Below are 20,632 nucleotides of genomic sequence, written 5' to 3'. Positions count from 1 at the left end.
AAAGGGAGAAACAGATGACAGCAACCAATCGTAGGATTCAGCGAGCTTTGGTATCGGTTTATGACAAAACCGGTATCGAAGGCCTCGCAGATGCGTTCATCAAGGCAGGCACCGAGGTGGTTTCCACGGGGTCTACCGCGGAACGACTTTCGGAACTTGGTGTGAATGTCACTGAAGTCCAAACAGTCACCGGTTTCCCGGAAAGCCTTGGAGGCCGCGTCAAAACGCTTGATCCCCATATCCATGCCGGTATTCTGGCCGATATGACGAATCCGACGCAGGCCGAGGAATTGAAGTCGCTCGGCATCAAGTCCTTTGACATGGTCATCGTCAACCTTTATCCGTTCGCCGACACGGTGCGTTCCGGCGCCGATGAAGCCGATATCATCGAGAAAATCGATATTGGCGGTCCTTCAATGATTCGTGGAGCGGCGAAGAACAGTGCAAGCGTTGCCGTCATCACCGATCCCGAAGACTATGCCCTTGCCGCCCAGCGTGTTGCCGATGGCTCAGGTTTCTCTTTGCAGGAACGGCGCTGGCTGGCTTCCAAAGCGTTCGCAACGACTGCGGCTTACGATGCGACGATATTCGAATGGACCGGCAGTCACTGGACGGAACCCCAAAGCATTTCCGCAAGCGACAAGGTCGGCAGCGAGTCTACAACACAAAACACTGAAACGAAGCAGTCACAACAGCAAGACCGGAACATCGCGATGTTCCCACCTCACCTGACTCATACATGGGACTATTCGCACGGGTTACGCTACGGTGAAAATCCCCATCAGCAAGCCAGTCTCTATGTCGATGCGCTCGACCAGACGGGATTCGCCCACGCGCAGCAGCTTGGCGGCAAACCAATGAGCTACAACAACTACGTTGACGCTGATGCGGCTTGGCGAGCGGTCTGGGATTTCGCTCCTCAGATTGCCGTGGCCGTGTGCAAGCACAACAATCCTTGCGGACTGGCCATTGGCAAGGATGTGGTGCAAGCGCATCTGAAGGCCCATGCCTGCGACCCGATGAGTGCTTATGGCGGCGTGATTGCCGCGAATTCAACGGTCACGCTGGAAATGGCTCAAAACGTCCGTCCCATTTTCACCGAGGTCATTGTGGCACCGGATTACGAACCGGAAGCATTGGAACTGCTGAAGGCTCATAAGAAGAACCTGCGCATCCTGAAGGTGGCCCAGTCTCCTCATACCGATGTTCAATTCCGTCAAATCGACGGCGGTATTCTCGTACAGTCTATTGACAAAATCGATGCCCCTGGTGACAATCCTGACCAGTGGAAATTGGTTTCAGGCGAAACTGCAGAGGCAGATACGCTCAGCGATTTGGTGTTCGCGTGGCGTGCGATTCGCTGCGTGAAATCCAATGCGGTGTTGTTGGCTCACAATCAGGCAACTGTTGGCATCGGCATGGGACAGGTCAATAGGGTCGACTCCTGCCATTTGGCTGTCGAACGTGCGAATACGCTTGCTAATGGTGAGAATCGCGCATGCGGTTCCGTGGCCGCCTCGGATGCATTCTTCCCGTTTGCAGATGGTGCCGAAGCATTGATCGATGCCGGTGTCAAGGCGATTGTCCAACCCGGAGGATCAATACGTGATCAGGAAGTGATCGATGTCGCACAGAAGCACGGAATCACGATGTATCTGACAGGAACACGTCATTTCTTCCACTGAGTAATGCCGTTCTTCAATGGCAGGTTGAAAGCATCATTGATTGATTTGCTTTCAATAACAAAATACCGGTACACGGCTAAACTGGCTGCGTACCGGTATTTTCGTCTTAGACAGAAGTGATACAGAAGGAGTGAATATGGCCCACAATCACCCATATGTCTCTGAAGCAAAAGAGGGCAACCCCGTATTTGAATGGGGAGTACTTGTGGTCGTCATCATTTCAGCAGTATTGGCCGGATTTGGATATACTATGGCCGCTACAGTGGTGTTCGCTGCGACGGCCATAATCACGGGACTCATCAGACTGATTCTCAAAGACCGAAGCCCTTGGAAAATCCGCTCCGTCGGTTTTGACTCCTTCATAGGAATCGCGTTGGGAACCGGCCTTCTGGTGGTCTATTTCAGCATTCAGTTGATGATGTGAATGCTATTTACTTCGTTGTATCCTGATCGGTTGTGCTTTGTTCATCGGACGAACCGAACATGCTTTGGCTATCGTCGCCTGTTGCTGAATAAGTGACGGATTCTGAAATCGTAGCCGTTTGTGAATCATCAGCGGGTTCCGAGTCATCGTTCGTATCATCATCGGATTCGGAATCTTGCTTATCCCAACTTTCCGTGACATCCACGCCTTCGACCTGTGCAGGCTTATTGCTGGAGACCATTTGCGCAATGATGACGACAATGGCAACGATGGCAGCTGCAAGAATCGGGCAGATCCAGAAAATCCAGAGTTGCTTCAAAGGATTCGCCGCAAGTCCTGCCTGGCTGGCAAACAATGCGATGCCGGTTGCACGTGCCGGGTTGAGCGAAGCGCCGGTAATCGGATAGGTAAAGGTGACGCCAAGTGCGTACGCGATACCCATGATGGCCGGGGCTTTTGAAGTGGCTTTCCCATCGTCATCAAGAGCATACAAAGAGGCTGCCACCACGATGATGGTTGCAATGACTTCGACGATGACCGCGAAAAGAATACCGAAGCTTACACCTGCCTGCTGCAATTGGGCAGAGGAAATCGAACCCTGATCGTAACCGTTGACGGCATTTGTGAACCACATCTTGGCAGGAGCGGCTTTGGAAGTCGGCAGCACGAGTTTGACAACACCGCCAGCGACGATACCGCCAACCACCTGCGCGAGAATGTAGCAGATGCCGTTAACGACGCCCGTCTTGCCAACAAGCATCGCTGACAATGTCACGGCAGGATTGAACTGACCGCCGGAGAACTTACCAAAGATGAAGGTCATTGCCGCATAAGCCAGCCCTGTGGCGGCTGCAATGAGAATCGCGCTCGGACCATACAGTGAAGGGCTCAGTGCCGATACCAGATAAATCACAAGAAAAATAAGGAAACTGCCGACGAGTTCTCCTCCTATTGCCGAAATTGGAATAGGGGCTGCAGTTTTGCTTTCTGTATGTTGTGCTTGTTGTTCCGTCATTACCGTTCCTTTTTTGTTATACCGACGAATATACGCCATACAATTAGTTATAATAGCAAAGGGGGAGTAATTACTGTACAATAAGTAAAGTTGTATCGACACATGAATAATAACGCCGGTATGCAACTGATACAGTACGCGACGAATCGGTTAAAGCCGTTTCGCAAGGCCACGTTGGGAGAACGATGCCACACGCATATTCACGCGCCGAAAAGGCGCATCAGGAAAATTACGATGAAGGGATTCGCCTTCAAAAACTTTTGGCACAGGCCGGTTTCGGCTCGAGGCGCAAGTGTGAGGAGATTATTACGGAAGGCCGGGTGGAAGTCGACGGTGAGCTGGTGACCGAACTCGGCACCCGCGTCGATCCTTCCAGCCAAGAGATCCGCGTCGACGGGTCGAGGATTCGGCTTAACAACAAGCACATCACGTTGGCGCTAAACAAGCCCAAGAAAGTGCTTTCGACGATGGACGACCCGAAGGGCCGTTATACGCTCCGGGACATCGTGGGCGACAAATACGAGCGCATTTTCCATATGGGACGTTTGGATTACGAAACCGAAGGCCTCATTCTGATGACGAACAACGGTGAACTCAGCCAGCATGTAATGCACCCGCGTTACGAGGTCAAGAAAACGTATATCGCCACGCTTGACGGACGTATCAGCGGCAACATCTGCCGGCGCTTGGTCACGCAGGGCGTCAATCTTGACGACGGGCTCATCCGCCTGGACCATTGCGCCATCATCGATTCCTCGCGCGACCAGACCATCGTCAAGGTCGTGCTGCATTCTGGCAAGAACCGTATCGTCCGCCGCATCTTCGGTGCCGTCGGCTTCCCGGTGCGCCGGCTCGTGCGTACGCAAATCGGACCCATCAAGCTCGGCGATCTGAAGCCGGGTTCGTACCGTGTGCTTTCGCAGACGGAAGTCCGCTCGCTGGCCAAGGAGGTGGGTTTGTGATACGAGTAGCCATTGACGGGCCCGCAGGCGTGGGCAAATCTTCCACTTCCAAGGCGTTGGCCAAATATTTCGGCTATGCCTACCTTGACACCGGTGCCATGTACCGTGCCGCCGCCTGGTGGTGCCTCAAGCAGGGTGCCGATTTGGACGCGGATGTTGTTGACGAACAGGCCATCACCGAAATGGTTGGGGATCTGTTCACCGATGATCATTTCGATATCGGCGTCGACCCCGACGATCCCAAAGTCCTGGTCGACGGCGGGGACATCAGCGAGGCGATTCGTGATTCGAACGTCTCGTCGCATGTCTCGAAAGTCTCGAATATCGTACCGGTGCGGCATCTGCTGATCGCCGCGCAACGGGCGTATATCAACCGCGAGGTATCTGCTGATTCGTTCTCGAAAGGTGCCGGAATCGTCGCCGAGGGTCGTGACATCACCACTGTCGTCGCTCCGAACGCTGAAGTACGCGTGCTTTTGACCGCACGTCCGGAAGTGCGTCAGGCACGACGTACTGGGCAATCTGCCGCTGGGTCCGGTGTCGGCGCCGATAATGTCATCGCCCGCGACAAGGCCGATTCCAAAGCCACCAGTTTTTTGAAGGCGGCGGACGGTGTGACGACCGTCGACAATTCCGACCTTACGTTCGAAGAGACATTGGACAAGCTCATTTCGCTGGTGGATGTCGCCGTTGAAGAGCAATCTTACAAACAGTACGCAGCTAATCTCGAAGGTTATGACCTTGATGACGAAGACGAAGCACTGCTTGCCGGCGAAACCGTAGACGACGAAACTGCGGCCAAACAGAAGGCCGTCGGTGTGCTTGCCGTGGTCGGCCGACCGAACGTCGGCAAATCGACGCTGGTCAATCGTATTCTTGGCCGTCGTGCCGCCGTCGTAGAGGATACTCCCGGCGTGACCCGCGATCGGGTCAGTTATGACGCGGAATGGGCCGGAACCGACTTCAAACTTGTCGATACTGGCGGCTGGGAGACCGACGTCGAAGGTATCGAATCAGCCATCGCCTCTCAGGCGCAGGTAGCCGTAGGCCTTTCCGATGCGGTGATCTTAGTGGTTGATGGGCAGGTCGGTATTACGTCCACTGACTCACGAATCGTCAAGATGCTGCGCGAAAGCGGCAAGCCGGTGATTCTGGCCGTCAACAAAATTGACGACAACGCCAACGAATACCTGACCGCCGATTTCTGGAAGCTCGGCTTGGGCGAACCTTACGGCATTTCCGCGATGCACGGCAGGGGAGTGGGCGACCTGCTCGACGTGGCCGTGGATATCCTGGAAAAGGCCAAGAAGACCTCTGGATTCCTCACGCCGACCAACCTACGACGTGTCGCCTTGATCGGCAAACCGAACGTAGGTAAGTCTTCATTGCTTAACGAACTGGCACATGAGGAACGTAGCGTGGTCAACGATCTTGCAGGAACCACACGTGATCCGGTTGACGAAATCATTCGTATCGGCGACGAAGACTGGCTTTTTATCGACACCGCAGGTATCAAGCGGCGTTTGCATAAGCTTTCCGGGGCGGAATACTATTCGTCGCTGCGCACGCAGGCGGCCATCGAACGTTCCGAGCTTGCGCTCGTGCTGTTTGACGCCTCACAGCCGATTTCCGATCAGGACCTCAAAGTGATGAGCCAGGCTGTCGATGCCGGGCGCGCCATCGTGCTGGTATTCAACAAGTGGGATCTGATGGACGACTTCGACCGTCAGCGTCTCGAACGCCTGTGGCAGACCGAATTCGACCAGGTCACCTGGGCGCAGCGTGTCAATCTCTCCGCCAAGACCGGCTGGCACACCAACCGACTGCTTGCGGCAATGAACACTGCGCTGGATTCTTGGGACAAGCGCATACCGACGGGCAAGCTCAACTCGTTCCTCGGCCGCATCCAGTCCGCCCATCCGCACCCGTTGCGCGGCGGCAAGCAGCCTCGCATCCTGTTCGCAACCCAGGCCTCGACGCGGCCTCCGCGCTTCGTCGTCTTCGCCACCGGCTTCCTCGAGCACGGCTACCGTCGCTACATCGAGCGCCAGCTGCGGGAGGAATTCGGCTTCGAGGGCACCCCGATTCAGATTTCGGTGCACATCCGCGAGCGCAAGTCGAAGAAGAAGTAAATTGAACCGCTGAGATATCAACTCATCGATTAAAGTTCAAAGCATTGATGTCTCGGAAAATGTCTTGGTAGCAAAACTCGCTGTTGCAGTCATGCAAAGGTAAGATAAATACCAGATACAAGGAAGATGGGGAATAAAAATGCCTGTGTCCGATGATGATTGTTCACCGAACACAGGCCATGTATCTTTGTGCTGAAAATTTCACAAATACAGATTGTTTATGTTGTTGTCACCTCTTGATTTTGTTCAGGCACAGCAGGCAAGCACCTGCCAGCATCGCTGAGAACGCAATGGCAATGACCAAATTGACTGCCACTCCTGTTTTAGCAAGCGTTTGTGTGTTTCGCTGGGTCGAATTACCTACCTGATTGCCGGAAACCGGATTGTTTGAAGTCGCATTGTCTGAATGGGAATCTGCTGAGGTAGGATGTATTGCAGAATCCTTATTCTGAGGCTGAGTCGGCTGCTGATTCTGCGTTTGCTTTCCACTGTTATCGTCCGTGGGTTGCTTGTCGTTTTGTTGAGGCTTGGCTGCATCAGCATTTGCCTTGTCGAGAGCTTTCTGTGCCGCTTCCTGGTCTTTTAATGCTTGATCGTAAGGAGCAATTGCATTGTTGATCTTGCCGATATAGGCGTCCACTTTGGCTTCGTATTCATCAACGGTGTAGGTCTTTCCAGTGGCGGTATCTTCAAAATCATTTACGCCAGTGTATCCGTACCCACCCTTTGTCTGCAAACCGAAACCTGTGGTAACCCACCTGGAATTGACAATGTTCTGATAATGCCCTGTTGTTGAATAATTGGGTGTTTGCCCTGCAGCAATTGCGGCATCGTACACAGCTTTCTCCTGTGTATACCACATATCAAAGGCCTCTTCAGGATTATTGAAGCCCGAGGCGATGTTCTCAGCATTGAGGAAATTGTGATGCTCGAATTCAACGGCATCGTAGTCAGCGTTCACTTCGGTTCGTGCCATGGCAAAATCGTCAACTTTGAAAGTAGCCAGATGATTTTCTGTTCGGATTTCATTGAGCTTACGAATATAAGCAATGGAGGCTTTAAGGTTTTCAAGACTGGTAGCATCGCCCTTTTGCCCAAGATTCACGTACTTCCACCAAGACGTTCTTCCGAAGGTGGTGCCATCAACATCTGCCACGGCTTCGGTACTGCCGTTTTCGGTAAAGAACCCCAGAGTTCCTTTGGCTTCCTCGGCCTTGGCCGCGTCAGCCGCCGGTTTCAGATCGGCGACACGTTTGTTGGCCGCATCGAGAGCAGTCTGTGCGGCTTGTTGCGGTGTCGGTTCAGCGGCTGACGCGTTTACGGCGACGCCACACAATAATGTTGCTGCAGCCGTGATCCAGATGGCCGCTTTGCCTAATGCATTACGCATAGTTTCCTTCTTCTTCGAAAGACCTACAATTAACATAGGTAAACCTAAAACTGATATCTATTAAAATAGACATACTAATACTATATCTATATTAAGACCAAGCAAATATGCAATCGGAAGCTTGAGAATTCTTTGAGAAGTAAGGGGAGAAAAAATAGCAAATCATTTTTCATTATTGCCGATTGTATGACACTGAGTATTTGCCAAAAGGGATATTTAGAAAGATTCGCCACGCCGATTGAGCATTGAAGGTAAGCATGTGCTAAACTTTTCTCTCGGTGCTTTGCACTGTTCGGGTCGTAGCGCAGTTTGGTAGCGCACTTGACTGGGGGTCAAGGGGTCGCGGGTTCAAATCCCGCCGACCCGACGAAAAAACCTGGAATCCCAATTATGCATAGCGGTATTCCAGGTTTCGTTGTTTCCAGTCAACACCGTTTTGCAGAATCATTTGCTTTCACTAGGCCAACCGGCGATGGTTATCTTGCCGATTTCATGGCTCGTGGCGATGAGATTTTGCGCCTGATTGACAGTCTCCGCATTAATAGGGTCGAGTTGCGTGGTTGCTGTGGTATGGATAATACCTTTGTCCGCTAATTCGGCGAGACGCTCAAGAATGTCGTGCTGTCGAATGAGATCAGACGCATGATGTTTGGATCGGGCGAACATAAGCTCCCAGTGCCAAGACAAGGCTTTGTCTTTCAATGCGTAGTAGTCCATATCGTGCCCATGTTGATCGTCGATCGCCACGATTTCGCCAAATGGTCTCATGACCTGTGCGAGCAGTGGTATCGCCGTTTTGCTATACGCACTGAATGCATAATCTACGCCGTTGGGAGCGATTTCAAGAATTTGCTTGGCCAAGTCTGACGCATGGTAATCGAGGACATAATCGGCGCCCATTTTGCGTACCCACATCTGTGATTCCGGTTTTGAAGCTAGCGCGATAACGTTGAGCTTCGTCAGCTGTTTGGCCAGCTGGATGAGGATTGATCCGACACCTCCCGCTGCACCGATCACGAGCAATGTACCCTTGGAATCCTCGGAAAGATGAAGCTTGTCGAAGAGCGTTTCCCAAGCGGTCAGACCGGTCAGTGGCAATGCCGCAGCCTCTTCCGGCTTAAGCGTCTTGGGAGCATGGCCGACGATGCGTTCATCGACAAGCTGGAATTGCGCGTACGAGCCTGGTCGAGTGATATCGCCCGCATACCAGACTTTATCTCCGGGGTGGAAAAGCGTGGCATCCGCGCCTGATTGCTCCACTATACCTACGGCATCAAAACCGTAAACCTCGTCTCCGGTATCCGCACCAAAGGAGCGTTGCGCTTTGACATTAGCCGTGGCCGACACCGCTTCGACCTGTACCAACAGATTGTGGCCGGTAGGAGACTCAGGAACGGGAAGTATTGTATCCACGCAACTTTCGTGGTTCGAAGAACTATCGTCCTGTCTGCGGACTACAGCCTTCATCTTGTTATTTTCGTTCTCGAGGTTTGTCTTTACTTGATTTTCAGCCTTGTTTGCAACTTTCGTCATCGTTTTCCTTTCCATATGGTGTCGTTATGACGGAAAGGAGTCTAACGCTGCCATTGTGGTTACCCGCAAGGGCATGGGGTTACTTTAGAGAAAGTAGAACATTGCGCGAAGCCGAACTCGCGTTGAAAATAAAAGCAATCAACTGTCTTAAAAATAAAGCTGACTACTTAATGGAAAGTGAAACATTCATGCTTCAGTGTGTACTGGCCTCGTTGAGTCTGACGGCAAGATCGTAATGTTGTTCCGTCCAGTGACGCAAATCGTGGAGGGGGAACTACCGCACTTCGTCCGTCTTCAGTCAATGAATACTCGACGTGAGAGGGCACTTCGGCAAACACCACACGGTCGATGAGTCCTGCGTCCTCGAGACGACGCAGCGTGGCCGTGAGCACTTTCGGCGAGATTCCCACCAATCTGCGCTGCAGCTGGCCAAAACGCATCGGACCGTCAGCCAGCGATTCCACGGCCATTGCCGACCATTTGCCCGACACGACGTCAAGCAAACCGCGGCATGGGCAGTCAGGCGAGTACACATCGCCCGTGTGCTTTTTCTTTTCGGAGGTTTTCTCCTGAAAATCATTATGAGAATACATGCGTGGCTTCTGTTCAGTCATTTATCTTAATTCTTACTATCCTAAAGATAGTACATATCTTCGAGATAGTTCAAGAATGCTATTTATATCTCATTGATATAGTTAAATTTGGTTTGTTATGTTTTAGTTCGCAGGCCCATAGGAGCCGAGGTTGTGCTGCAATAGTTCGCGACAAAATATTGGGTCCACCGTGCAAAACAATTGAATCAAGCAAGAAAGCAAATCCTGACGAATTGAATCTGGACGCACAAGATAATGTTGACGTAACCACGTTCTCACAATCAGTATCGCAATAATCATCTACACGCTAAACCGAACATTTTTACTGTTCGTTTACGTTTCGTCGGTCTGCCGTCCAGCGAGCTTCCAGAAAAGCTAGTACAGTTGAAGACTATGTTTATTGGTTCGTTGCTCCGTCGGTTATCACCAAAAAGCAACGAACACTACTCAACTATGAAAGAGGTGCGGCTTGGAAGACGCCTTCGAAGCTTCTGCGCATAAGATGCGTGAGCATAACATGAGCGATGTCGCCATAGCGCAATTCAAACGGTTGTATGAGGAATGGCAGCACAACGACGCCAGCAGCTGGATTCGTGAGAGTGACATCGAACCATTGCAGGATGTACCGAGCTTCCATGATGTCTACAAGACCATTGACCACGACCAGGCCGTGCACGCCTTCGCGAAGACCGCATTCCTGAAGCTCAATGGCGGGCTCGGAACATCTATGGGCCTGGACAGGGCGAAGTCGCTGCTTCCTGTGCGCCGGCACAAAGCGCGCCGCATGCGTTTCATCGATATCATCCTGGGCCAGGTGGTCACCGCGCGCCAGCGCCTCAACGTTCCGCTGCCGCTGACCTTGATGAATTCCTTCCACACCTCGAAGGACACAATGAATGTGCTCAGGCACAGCCGGGATTTCCATCAGGAAAACGTACCCATGCAGATCGTGCAGCATCAGGAGCCGAAAATCGATTTGGCCACCGGCAAACCCGTCGAGTTCCCCGAAAATCCGGAACTGGAATGGTGCCCTCCCGGCCATGGCGACTTGTTCTCGACCATCTGGGAATCCGGTCTTCTGGATGTTCTTGACCAGCAGGGTTTCAAATATCTGTTCATCTCGAATTCCGACAACCTTGGCGCCCGTCCTTCACGTACGCTGGCACAGTATTTCGAGAACACGGGCGCGCCGTTCATGGTCGAGGTCTCCAACCGCACATATGCGGACCGCAAGGGTGGCCATTTCGTTCGCGACAAGAAGTCCGGCCGTCTGGTTTTGCGCGAAATGACGCAGGTCAACCCTGAAGACAAGGAGGCCGCAGAGGATATCGAACGTCATCCGTACTTCAACACCAACAGCATCTGGGTCCGTATCGATGCTTTGAAGGCCAAGCTTGAGCAATATGACGGCGTGTTGCCTTTGCCGATTATCCGCAATTACAAAACCGTCGATCCCACCGATCCCGATTCCACGAAGGTGCTGCAACTGGAGACCGCCATGGGAGCGGCGATCGGTCTTTTCGACGGTGCGATCTGCGTGCAGGTCGATCGTATGCGCTTCCTGCCGGTCAAGACCACCGACGACCTCTTCATCATGCGTTCCGACCGCTTCCATCTTACCGATTCCTATGAGATGGAGGACGGCAATTATCTCTTCCCGGATGTGAACCTTGATCCCCGTTATTATCGCAATATCGAGGACTTCAACAACCGCTTCCCGTATTCGATACCGTCGCTGGCCGCAGCCAATTCGGTGACGATCAATGGGGACTGGACCTTCGGGCATAATGTCGTCTTCTACGGTGATGTGGTTTTGGAAGACCAAGGCAAGCCGAGCTACGTGCCAAACGGGGAATTCGTAGGACCGCAAGGGGTCGAACCCGATGAGTGGCTCTGGTGACTGGCTGAATGCACGAGTCGAAGCGAATCCATTGCGTAAAGGATTCGGCTCGGCTCGTTTACTTTGCTGTTACGGGACGTGGCGGAAAACGAAATACGTCTCCCATGTTTTCTGGTGAATCGACTGAAAAAATGCCCATAACACACGGCAAAAACGTGAGAAATACAATTAAATTTGTAAAAATCCGCAATTCACCAGAAAAAGCATCTAATATAGATAAGGATGCGTGTCACAAGGCGCGTACTTTATTTGAACATTAACGATACGTGAGGACTAATGGCAGAAGGAAGTAACGGGAGGCGTCGTTTTTCCGACAAGTGGGGCAAGCACGAACTGGATGTGCTCGCTGTCCTATCATCTGCGTTCCCTCAATGGTTGACTTCACGGCAGATAGCACAGCGGGTCAAAGCCTACGCCGACTCGTACGGAGAACTTGCAGACCAGGCGGCAAAAGCGGCATTCGCCAAACAATTCCAGCGTGACCGCGCCAAGCTTGCGGCAATGGGAATCGCCATCGAGTCTCGTCAACCCGAATATTCGTCGAAGTCGGAAGGACAGGATTTCGCGTCCTATCGTCTGCAACTAGGGGATGAGCCTAGGGTAAGGCTGCGTTTCAAGCAGGAAGACCTACCGGTGCTTGCCGCCGCGAACTATCTGGCACGTTCGATGTCGATTTCTTCGTCCTCGGCGAAACATGAGGAACAGCATACTTCTCGTACGGCGCCAAGGGTGCCACAAACTCCGACACCCGGTCTCGGACTTGATTCGATAGCGCCGGGTCTGGGAACCCAACCGATTCCCGACAACCTGATGAAGGTGGTCGACCAGCGACGGTTCGCTGCAACCATCGACGTTGACGGCGGACACATGAACGTCGCCTATACGGATTCGGACGATTTGGCGATGTTCATGCTCGAACATCCCGGCTCCTCGGTGGTTTCGCCCCAAGAGGCTGTTGATGCCTGGAACCGTAGACTCAACGCGGCCGTCAATTTCAAACTGGCCGACGAAAGCCAAAGTGAAATCCGGGAAACCATCGTCACCCCGTCGATCAACAAGACCACCGCAAACGGTGAGATCGATTCTGAGAACGGCAAGTCGCATTCCAAGCGTAATTCCTCGTTCCAGACGGGCAGCGAAGTCGATCGCAGACTGCGGCTCATGCTTTTCCTTTCGGCCCACCTCGGTGAGGAATATTCCCTGGAGGAACTCGCGGAACGTTTTATCGGCGAGCCCAAAACCGAAGATGAAAAGAAAAAGGGCGTCGCCGTCATTCGCAAGGACATCAACACGTTGACCACCGTTTCCGACGATGGCGAGATGGCCGGCAGCCAATTCTTCGATATCGACTGGTCGCTTCTCGATGCCGACGGCATCGTTTCGGCCACGAATTCGCTCGGACTTGAGCGTCTGGCGGGCATTTCACAACAATACCTGAGCATGTTGACCGCTTCGGTAAGTTATCTGGCTCATTCCTCGCTATTGCCTACCGAGCAGCGTGAACAGGCAGAATCGCTGTACGTACGTCTACGCCAGCATGTCAAGCCGGGGGAGACCCCTTGGCTTTCGCTGACCGGTTATGAGGTCGAGCCCCGCAGTTTCAGCGTGGTCAAGCGCGCCATTTCCACTGATTCTCTGCTGGATATGGAATACACTGATGGTACGGGACGCACCCGGCGCAAGCTGGTGGCTCCATCCAAGATCTTCGTGGATGAGGGCGTCTACTATGTCGCCGTCTGGACGGATGTCGCCAAGGCCGCACCGAAGGACGAAAAACAGTTCGTTTCCAAAGACACCACTATCAATAAGGCCACAGGGCAGCCACGCATCTGGCAGGTCCTTCGTCTTTCCCGCATCGAAAAGGCGGAGCTCGTGCAGCCCACCGCGCGCCTTGATATCCCTGACGTTCCGGTGGCTGAGTTGCGCAAGTGGAGTTTCGACAACGGCACTCCGACCGTATTCATCACTGACAAACCGGATTTGCCTTTCATCAAGACCCTTCCCGGCGCCACGGTCGAGCGCTGCGGCGATGGTGAGAAAGTGCACCTGACGGTTTCCTCGGATTCTTGGTTCGTGGCATTTGCGATCGCCCACGCGCGGCACATCACGGCTGTGGCACCAGAACCGTTGCTGACCATGATTGTCGCGCGTGCTCATCGTGAATTGAGCCTTGAGAACAACAACCAGCAGGAACAGTAAATACAGCACGAAAGACCTGGGGATTGTCGACTGATTGATTGGTCGCAATCCTGACTGTGAAGGAGAGTCACATGCCTTGGTGGGGTTGGATTATTGTGACGGTTGTCATGCTTACCGCGCTTGTGGTGGGTTGTGTCTATGCCGGCATCCATGCGTTTCGTGCGGTCCACAGCGTTGCCGATACGGGCACGGAAATCCGGAAATACCTTGATGCTATGCAGGAGCCTGTGCCCAGCAGCAATTCGAATCAGGCACCGCTGTTTACCCAGCCACTTTCCACAGCAGCCCATCGTTACAGCCTTGCGCAGACACAGGTGGAATGCAGAAAGATCACTAGGCATAACCGTCATGCGCAACGTTGGAGCGTGTGGAAGCGCAACCGCGTGCCCTTTACCAGCGACCCAAATTGCGAGGCTACCCATCCATGTTCACAACCAGCGCTGCAAACCATTGGTTCCTCCTCTGCAAATCACGTTTTATCGACAGATGCCGTGAATGCCGGCAACGGTGTTAAAGCCAACTGAATGCGGATTTCGCGGGTATCCACAGGCATTGAATCAAAGCAACCCGCCTTTCATGAATCGACAGTTTCATTGTTATGAGTCATTCACATCATTATCGTCACAAAAAACATTCTTCCGAAGATTCCGAGGCCTTCGATTCGGTTAATGACACAAGCTTGGCGGAGGAGCGACCTCAATCACCGGCACAACGCTATGCCAGATTTAAAAAGCACAATGCTTACGAACGATCGGAAGCCGCGAGATTCGCCCGAACGCTGCCGTTTGAGCTCGATCCGTTCCAAATAGAGGCGAACGAGGCGCTGGAAGCCGGCAAGAATGTACTGGTTGCGGCGCCGACAGGCGCGGGAAAGACCATCGTAGCCGATTTCGCCATGCATCTGGCCGAGGAAAAGAACGTGAAAGCGTTCTATACCACTCCCATCAAGGCGCTGAGCAACCAGAAATACCATGATTTAGTCGATATTTACGGAAGCGAAAACGTAGGCCTTCTTACCGGCGACACATCCATCAATTCCGAGGCCAATATCGTGGTGATGACCACGGAAGTCCTGCGCAACATGCTCTACGAAAATTCTGAAACGCTGCGTGCGCTCCGGTACGTCATTCTCGATGAGGTGCATTATCTGGCCGATAAGTTCCGCGGGCCTGTGTGGGAAGAAGTTATCATTCATCTTCCTGAATCCGTCAAAATCGTCGGACTTTCCGCCACCGTTTCCAATGTCGAGGATTTCTGTGCATGGATCGAATCCGTACGTGGTGCCACCAAGCTGGTCGTTTCGGAAAAGCGTCCCGTACCGCTTGAACAGCATGTCATGGTCCAAAGCGACGATGAGCACGAACCTGAGCTCATCGATCTTTACCGACACAGCAAAACGGGAGTGCAGACCGACAAACTCAACGCCAAACTCGTCGATCGCATCGATCAGCTTGACCGCAAAGCCGTGTCACGGGCCCATGAGGAGCGTCGCGGCAGCAAGAATCGCCATCGGGCAGGGGGAGTGGAACGACGCAGAAGACCTGGCCAGGTGCGTCGTTACACGCCACGCCGATGGGCTGTGGTGGATGAACTGAACTTCATGGGCCTGCTGCCGGGCATCTATTTTATTTTCTCGCGCAACGGCTGCGACGAAGCGGTCGAGCAATGTCTTCGCGCCGGACTGGAGCTTACCACCAAGGACGAAGTGATGCGCATCCGTGCCATCGTTGATGAGATGGTCGAAGGCGAACTCGATCATGCCGACCTTAAGGCGCTCGGATTCGCGCGTTTCCGGTATGCCCTGGAAGAAGGCTTCGCACCGCATCACGCCGGCATGGTCGCGCTTTTCCGCCAGATCGTTGAACGGCTTTTCGAAGAAGGCTTGGTCAAGATGGTCTTCGCCACGGAAACGCTTGCCCTAGGCATCAACATGCCCGCACGTTGCGTGGTCATCGAAAAGCTTGAGAAATTCAATGGCGTCGACCACGTCACACTGACCCCAGGCGAATACACACAGCTCACCGGCCGCGCCGGCAGACGTGGCATCGACACCATCGGCCATGCCGTCATCGTCGATCACCGGGGCTTCGTTCCGGCCACGGCCGCCTCGCTTTCCAGCAAACGTGTCTATCCGCTGCATTCGAGCTTCAAACCCACATTCAACATGGCGGTGAATCTCTTGAATTCCAGCAGCTATGAGACCGCCCGCGATACGTTGGATCATTCGTTTGCACAATGGGAAGCCAACGAATCCGCAGAAGATCTCGTGTCACGCATCCAGACGCTCGAAAAGGCCGTCGACGGCTATGAAAAGGCATTCGCCTGCTCGCATGGGGACTTCAAGGAATTCATGACCAACCGCCAGAAGCTTTCCTATCTGCAGAAAGACGAACGCAGACATCTCAAACGTCAAAGCTTCCGGAGTGACAAGGAACGCAGCCAAGCATTCCTCAGTCTCGATAGACGCATTGAACAGCTTAAAACCGAAGAAAGCGAGCATCCGTGCAAATCTTGCCCGGACTTTCAGAACCATCTGAAATGGGGACATCGCTGGTTGCGTGAATCCAGAGAACTCCAACGTGCCAGGGTCCGTTATATGTCCCGGACAGGTTCTGTTGCGCGGCAATTCGATCAGATCTGCAGTGTGCTTTCTTCTCTCGGATATCTTAAAGAGACCGGCAATGCAACAGGCAGCAATTCTCAGAATGTCGGGAACAATGTGTTAGCGTCTCAATCTAAGGCGAACGGCGAGTTCGTTGCATCTTCAAAAGGCCATGCGAACGATGTGCAACCTGTGCAAGATCAACGAGACTACCAGCTCACGTTGCGAGGACAGTTGCTTCGTCACCTGTATAGCGAGTACGACCTGGTGCTTTCCGAGGCGATTATCGACGGTTTCCTTGACAAACTGGAACCGGAGGAATTGGCCGCGACCTTGTCTGCCCTTGTGTATCAGGCGCGTAGGGGAGGTGACAACGAACCGCGTCGCTATCCCGGCGGCCCGGACGGCCCTGTGGCATTGAGTTGCCGACAGCTGCGCGACGTGTTTTCCGATGTCGAGATGATGCGTGAAGACGCTGATCTCGATGAATTGGAACCACTCGATTTCGGACTTGTCGACGTGATATATGACTGGGCGAGGGGCGACGACCTTGCACAAATCCTGCATGGCACCGAATTGACCGGCGGTGATTTCGTTCGCAACGCCAAACGTCTTTCAGACGTGCTTCAACAGATTTCCACTGCCGGTGATTACTATGAGCACGACAATCCACATCTGGCGCAGAACGCCAGAAAAGCAAACCAACTTATCAACCGCGGCATCGTAGCGTATTCAGGCGTTGACTGAGCGGTAAAACGATAGCGACGAGGGAATAATCGACTCGTCCGAACTGTTCTGTACTTTAGAAATAGGTTAGATAAGGAGCATGTATGGCGGAACGCAGTCTGCGCGGTATGAGTATCGGGGCGAAATCTCTTGAATCCGATGAAAATGTTGATTTTGCGGCAAGAACTGATGTGGCATATGTATGCCCGAAAGGTCATCGCACGATTCTGCCGTTCGCGGAAGGTGCCGAAATTCCTGACGAATGGGAATGCCGCTGCGGTGAAATCGCAAAACGTGAGGATGCCGATCCTGACGAGGTCGACGAGATCAAAAAGCCGACACGAACCCACTGGGATATGCTCATGGAGCGCCGCACCGAAGACGAACTCAAGGAACTGCTTGAAAAGCGGCTCAAGATGCATCGTGAAGGTTGGTTCCCGGATTACGAGTGAGCTCGATCGGTAACAGGCTATAAATGCTTTGTTTTACGGTGATGACTTGAGAGATTGAAGACTCTCAAGTCATCACCGTTTTCCTTATTGCTGATTATGGCGGTTTTAGCGTTGTGTGATTGCTGCATGCTGTTCGGATTCGTTTCACAAGGCATTCTGATGGAACAACGGCTGGAAGCTTTTATTGGCTGGACGGATTATCAATTGAGGTGTTGAGAAGGAAACCGGAAAGTATCTGACTGGTGACGAGGCTAACGGAACCTGCTGCTTATAAAGTATCCAATTGTTAACGAAAATCCGATAATGTACGTTATGTCAGATTTTGAAGAAATCTTGACATAACGTCGCTCCGTTATATACCCAAGCTTCGCTTGGCTTACATAACGGAGCTCTTTGCGCTCCCCAACTTTGCATTAGCATAACGTCCCTCGGTTATCGGACAACAAAGTTTATTTTTCTGAATAACCGATTCCACACACGATGTTTCTTATTGCATTGTTTTTCAGTTGCACGTTTCGTTAGTTCATTTTTGGATGATGACGCTTTGAAAGCACTTCGTCGATGATGTCTCGTTGGGCGCGTTTGGCCTGTAGATACATCAGGACAAGTTCAGCCACAAAGAGAATGCCGAGGATGACAGCGGACGGGATACCGAGCATGGCGTACCAATGGCGGATTGTGCCGGTAATTTGAGCCCTCAACAGCTTGTAGATACCATACGGAACGCAGCACAGGAACATCGAGACAATCTGCATGATGATGATTGACCATGGTAAGGTTTCGACCTTGCGATGATCGTCCTTCTTACGCAAGGCACCGTTGACCAGGCATTTGGCACAAATTCCCAGTGACCAAAGCAAGGCGAATATCCATAGGAATCCAGGAAGAATAGCAATCATAATGTTGGTAAGGCCTTTGCGTTATATTCAATAATCGGTTTTTCTTACATCGAATCGGTCAATAAATTGACAGCTAATAAATTCTAATATACACGATAAATAAGGTGGTTGTTTCCAACTGCCAATATCCATGCAAATCAACGTTGCAAGGTACGCTCACGATGCTGGTTTTCCAATTTTTCGCGCATCCGTTGTGCGGCGATCTCATCGACGGGCGAGATGGGCAATGAGGAGGCAGCGGACTCGCCCGGACCGACATCGACGTATTTTTCCTGTTCAAGCTGTTCGGTGACCTGGTGCCACAGCTTCCCCACCGTAACCGCAAACACCGCCGTTCCCTGATTGATCAGTTTCAGCACTTCCTCGCCGTTTTCACATTCCTTGACATCCTCGCCGTCACAGATAATCGTCATGTTCTCAAGTTCTGCGGTGCGATGGCGAGAAAGAAAGCCAATGGCAGCGGTTACATTCTGTAGGTTGACCCCGAGGTCTAGAAGCTTCTTCGAGACGGCGAGGATGAGAACATCCTTAAAGGAATACAGTCGCCGCGACCCGGAACCGTGCGAAGGCGTAATGGAAGGAACCACAATCTGCTTGCGCGCCCAGTAATCAAGCTGGCGGTAAGTGATGCCGGCGACTTTGGAAGCCACCGTACCGCGGTAGCCTCTGGTGATGTCGTCATCGTCGGCTTCAGAGAACAGCTCCCCTTGTACTAATCGTGCTGCGGAGCCCGACTTATTCGTTGAACGATCGGCTGAAGAGGAAGCAGAAAAGGTTCGGGACACCGACGAAGATTGATTGGCGACATCCATGATCATGTCCTTTCCCTTATTTCCCATCTCGATCTACAACAGATTCGTCATTTGGAGACGATGGCGGATGGGGAGAAGAACACCAGACGGAACTTCCCTATCATGATCTCATCGCCGTTGTGGAGCGTCGCCTGATCGACTCGTTGGCGGTTCACATATGTTCCGTTGAGGCTGCCGGCATCCACGACTTCAAACGTCTCACCTTTGCGGCGAAACACAGCGTGCGCGCGGGAAACCGTGGAATCATCCAACAGGATATCGGCATGCGTGTCACGACCGACACTGACCTCATCCTCATCAAGCAGATAACGAGAACCGGAAACCGCTCCCCTGGTCGAAATCAGCAGCGCTGACCCCGGTGACAGCTTGGTGATGGTGTCCAGATCCTCTTGCGTCAGAGGACGGTCCCCCGAAGAGGTAGCAGGGATATTGACAGCGGGAAGGCCGATGATGGTCGTTTCGCCCGCACTTGGAATCGGATTAGTCATAACTTCATTCTACCGTTTTTGCATATTGGTATTGTCCAACATCGCGTGTCTCGCTGATATCTACACTTTCGCTTGGGGTTACGGTGACTTCAGCGCCGAATTTCACTTTGAACCGGGAACCGACTCCCCCGGCGATGTTGACCGCATTCTGCAGATTTTGCGGATCCCCTATGGCCTTGACCTTGTACGGGGCCTTAAGGGCCTGTCCATCGCATTCCAAACCTTTTTTGGTGTCGGAGATATAGGTCGAGGTGACCACCCGGACATTGTCCAATGCCATGACCTCGACGCCGGCGTTGCGCAGCTCCTCAAGTAGCTGGAACATGGTCGCCGCATCGATGCGTTCCTTGCTTCCTTGAGAGATAGTGATGATGACGCCTTTGCCTTGCGCCGGCAGCCGGCCGGAGAGAATGCCACTAGTGTCCTCATTCTCCTTGGCAATGCGCTGGGCCTCCTGCTGTTTGTTCGCCGCAGCCTTCAGAGAATCGAGCTGACCGGTCAGCTCGGTTTTGCGCTGCTGTAGGTTCTGCACCTGAGTGCTGGTCTCGCTGATGAGCCGTGTCAGCTCTTCCTCGCTCATGGTCTCGTAGCTGGACGTCTTGTTGTTGAGCTGAATGGCATAGCTGAAGCCAAGCAAGGCACACAGCAGGACGATTAACAGACTGGTCATGAGTCTGCTGACCAGTCCACCGCCGATGCGACGTGGCGGCTTCTTACGGACGACGGGGAAGGAACCGGTATCGGTCCGATCATTTTCCCGGTCGTGGGCATGCTGGATATGCATGCGGCTGAGGATATTGCGACCTTTTTTCCCTGCCAT

General features: G+C 52.7%; 17 protein-coding genes and 1 tRNA gene. 10 read left to right on the top strand and 8 right to left on the bottom strand.

The features are described 5' to 3' along the window. Positions 1 to 14: 14 nt before the first annotated feature. Both purH and PT275_RS02820 read left to right on the top strand, forming a co-directional pair. Positions 15 to 1,685, top strand: a complete 1,671-nt coding sequence (purH, locus tag PT275_RS02825; RefSeq protein WP_277152132.1) for a bifunctional phosphoribosylaminoimidazolecarboxamide formyltransferase/IMP cyclohydrolase — start codon at positions 15 to 17, stop codon at positions 1,683 to 1,685. 136 nt (positions 1,686 to 1,821) lie between these two features. Continuing rightward, positions 1,822 to 2,109 (top strand): DUF3017 domain-containing protein, encoded by a 288-nt coding sequence (locus PT275_RS02820; RefSeq protein WP_277152130.1) that lies wholly within the window; start codon positions 1,822 to 1,824, stop codon positions 2,107 to 2,109. A 7-nt stretch (positions 2,110 to 2,116) separates the two neighbouring features. Here the strand turns inward: PT275_RS02820 and PT275_RS02815 are convergent, their stop codons facing one another. Then, positions 2,117 to 3,124 (bottom strand): aquaporin, encoded by a 1,008-nt coding sequence (locus PT275_RS02815; RefSeq protein WP_277152128.1) that lies wholly within the window; start codon positions 3,122 to 3,124, stop codon positions 2,117 to 2,119. Positions 3,125 to 3,309: 185 nt separating this feature from the next. On the opposite strand from PT275_RS02815, the gene PT275_RS02810 reads away from it, so the two are divergent. After that, the gene (locus PT275_RS02810; RefSeq protein ID WP_277152126.1) at positions 3,310 to 4,086 is read left to right on the top strand and encodes a pseudouridine synthase; all 777 of its coding nucleotides are present in this window, start codon (positions 3,310 to 3,312) and stop codon (positions 4,084 to 4,086) included. Further along, positions 4,083 to 6,218 carry a bifunctional cytidylate kinase/GTPase Der gene (gene der, locus PT275_RS02805; RefSeq protein WP_277152124.1) on the top strand — a complete coding sequence of 712 codons (2,136 nt, stop codon included), beginning with the start codon at positions 4,083 to 4,085 and terminating at the stop codon, positions 6,216 to 6,218. The genes PT275_RS02810 and der overlap by 4 nt, the downstream gene beginning before the upstream one ends. Positions 6,219 to 6,447: 229 nt before the next feature. Here the strand turns inward: der and PT275_RS02800 are convergent, their stop codons facing one another. Then, complete coding sequence (locus PT275_RS02800; RefSeq protein ID WP_277152122.1) at positions 6,448 to 7,608, bottom strand: CAP domain-containing protein; 1,161 nt, start codon at positions 7,606 to 7,608, stop codon at positions 6,448 to 6,450. 293 nt (positions 7,609 to 7,901) lie between these two features. Between PT275_RS02800 and PT275_RS02795 the strand changes: the two genes are divergently transcribed. Beyond that, positions 7,902 to 7,975, top strand: a tRNA-Pro gene (locus tag PT275_RS02795). Between the two features lie 77 nt (positions 7,976 to 8,052). Here the strand turns inward: PT275_RS02795 and PT275_RS02790 are convergent. Continuing rightward, positions 8,053 to 9,141 (bottom strand): zinc-binding alcohol dehydrogenase family protein, encoded by a 1,089-nt coding sequence (locus PT275_RS02790; RefSeq protein ID WP_277152120.1) that lies wholly within the window; start codon positions 9,139 to 9,141, stop codon positions 8,053 to 8,055. 167 nt (positions 9,142 to 9,308) lie between these two features. Further along, positions 9,309 to 9,755, bottom strand: a complete 447-nt coding sequence (locus tag PT275_RS02785) for a helix-turn-helix domain-containing protein (protein WP_277152118.1) — start codon at positions 9,753 to 9,755, stop codon at positions 9,309 to 9,311. Between the two features lie 481 nt (positions 9,756 to 10,236). Here PT275_RS02785 and PT275_RS02780 point away from each other — a divergent pair, with 481 nt between their 5' ends. The 5 genes from PT275_RS02780 (at position 10,237) to PT275_RS02760 (ending at position 17,613) form a co-directional block, all read left to right on the top strand. Further along, a complete protein-coding gene (locus PT275_RS02780) occupies positions 10,237 to 11,634 on the top strand; it encodes a UTP--glucose-1-phosphate uridylyltransferase (protein WP_277152117.1) in 1,398 nt (465 codons plus the stop codon). Between the two features lie 276 nt (positions 11,635 to 11,910). After that, positions 11,911 to 13,833 carry a WYL domain-containing protein gene (locus PT275_RS02775; RefSeq protein WP_277152116.1) on the top strand — a complete coding sequence of 641 codons (1,923 nt, stop codon included), beginning with the start codon at positions 11,911 to 11,913 and terminating at the stop codon, positions 13,831 to 13,833. 71 nt (positions 13,834 to 13,904) lie between these two features. After that, positions 13,905 to 14,357, top strand: a complete 453-nt coding sequence (locus PT275_RS02770) for a hypothetical protein (RefSeq protein WP_277152115.1) — start codon at positions 13,905 to 13,907, stop codon at positions 14,355 to 14,357. A 74-nt stretch (positions 14,358 to 14,431) separates the two neighbouring features. Beyond that, positions 14,432 to 17,182 (top strand): DEAD/DEAH box helicase, encoded by a 2,751-nt coding sequence (locus PT275_RS02765; protein WP_277152114.1) that lies wholly within the window; start codon positions 14,432 to 14,434, stop codon positions 17,180 to 17,182. Between the two features lie 83 nt (positions 17,183 to 17,265). After that, a complete protein-coding gene (locus PT275_RS02760; RefSeq protein WP_277152113.1) occupies positions 17,266 to 17,613 on the top strand; it encodes an RNA polymerase-binding protein RbpA in 348 nt (115 codons plus the stop codon). Between the two features lie 518 nt (positions 17,614 to 18,131). Here PT275_RS02760 and PT275_RS02755 read toward each other — a convergent pair. The 4 genes from PT275_RS02755 to PT275_RS02740 all read right to left on the bottom strand — a co-directional run bounded on the left by PT275_RS02755 (position 18,132) and on the right by PT275_RS02740 (position 20,632). Beyond that, a complete protein-coding gene (locus tag PT275_RS02755; RefSeq protein ID WP_277152112.1) occupies positions 18,132 to 18,512 on the bottom strand; it encodes a hypothetical protein in 381 nt (126 codons plus the stop codon). 137 nt (positions 18,513 to 18,649) lie between these two features. After that, positions 18,650 to 19,330: a MerR family transcriptional regulator gene (locus tag PT275_RS02750; RefSeq protein ID WP_277152111.1), complete on the bottom strand. Its 681-nt coding sequence runs from the start codon at positions 19,328 to 19,330 to the stop codon at positions 18,650 to 18,652. Positions 19,331 to 19,371: 41 nt separating this feature from the next. Beyond that, entirely contained in the window at positions 19,372 to 19,812 is a 441-nt protein-coding gene (locus tag PT275_RS02745; RefSeq protein ID WP_277152110.1) for an FHA domain-containing protein, read from the bottom strand. A gap of 4 nt (positions 19,813 to 19,816) precedes the next feature. Continuing rightward, positions 19,817 to 20,632, bottom strand: a complete 816-nt coding sequence (locus PT275_RS02740) for a DUF881 domain-containing protein (RefSeq protein WP_277152109.1) — start codon at positions 20,630 to 20,632, stop codon at positions 19,817 to 19,819.

Origin of the sequence: Bifidobacterium sp. ESL0745 (assembly GCF_029433335.1) — a bacterium.
Lineage (GTDB): Bacteria > Actinomycetota > Actinomycetes > Actinomycetales > Bifidobacteriaceae > Bifidobacterium.
The sequence above is the reverse complement of the archived record's forward strand: the minus strand, read 5'-3'. Positions and strand labels throughout refer to the sequence as shown.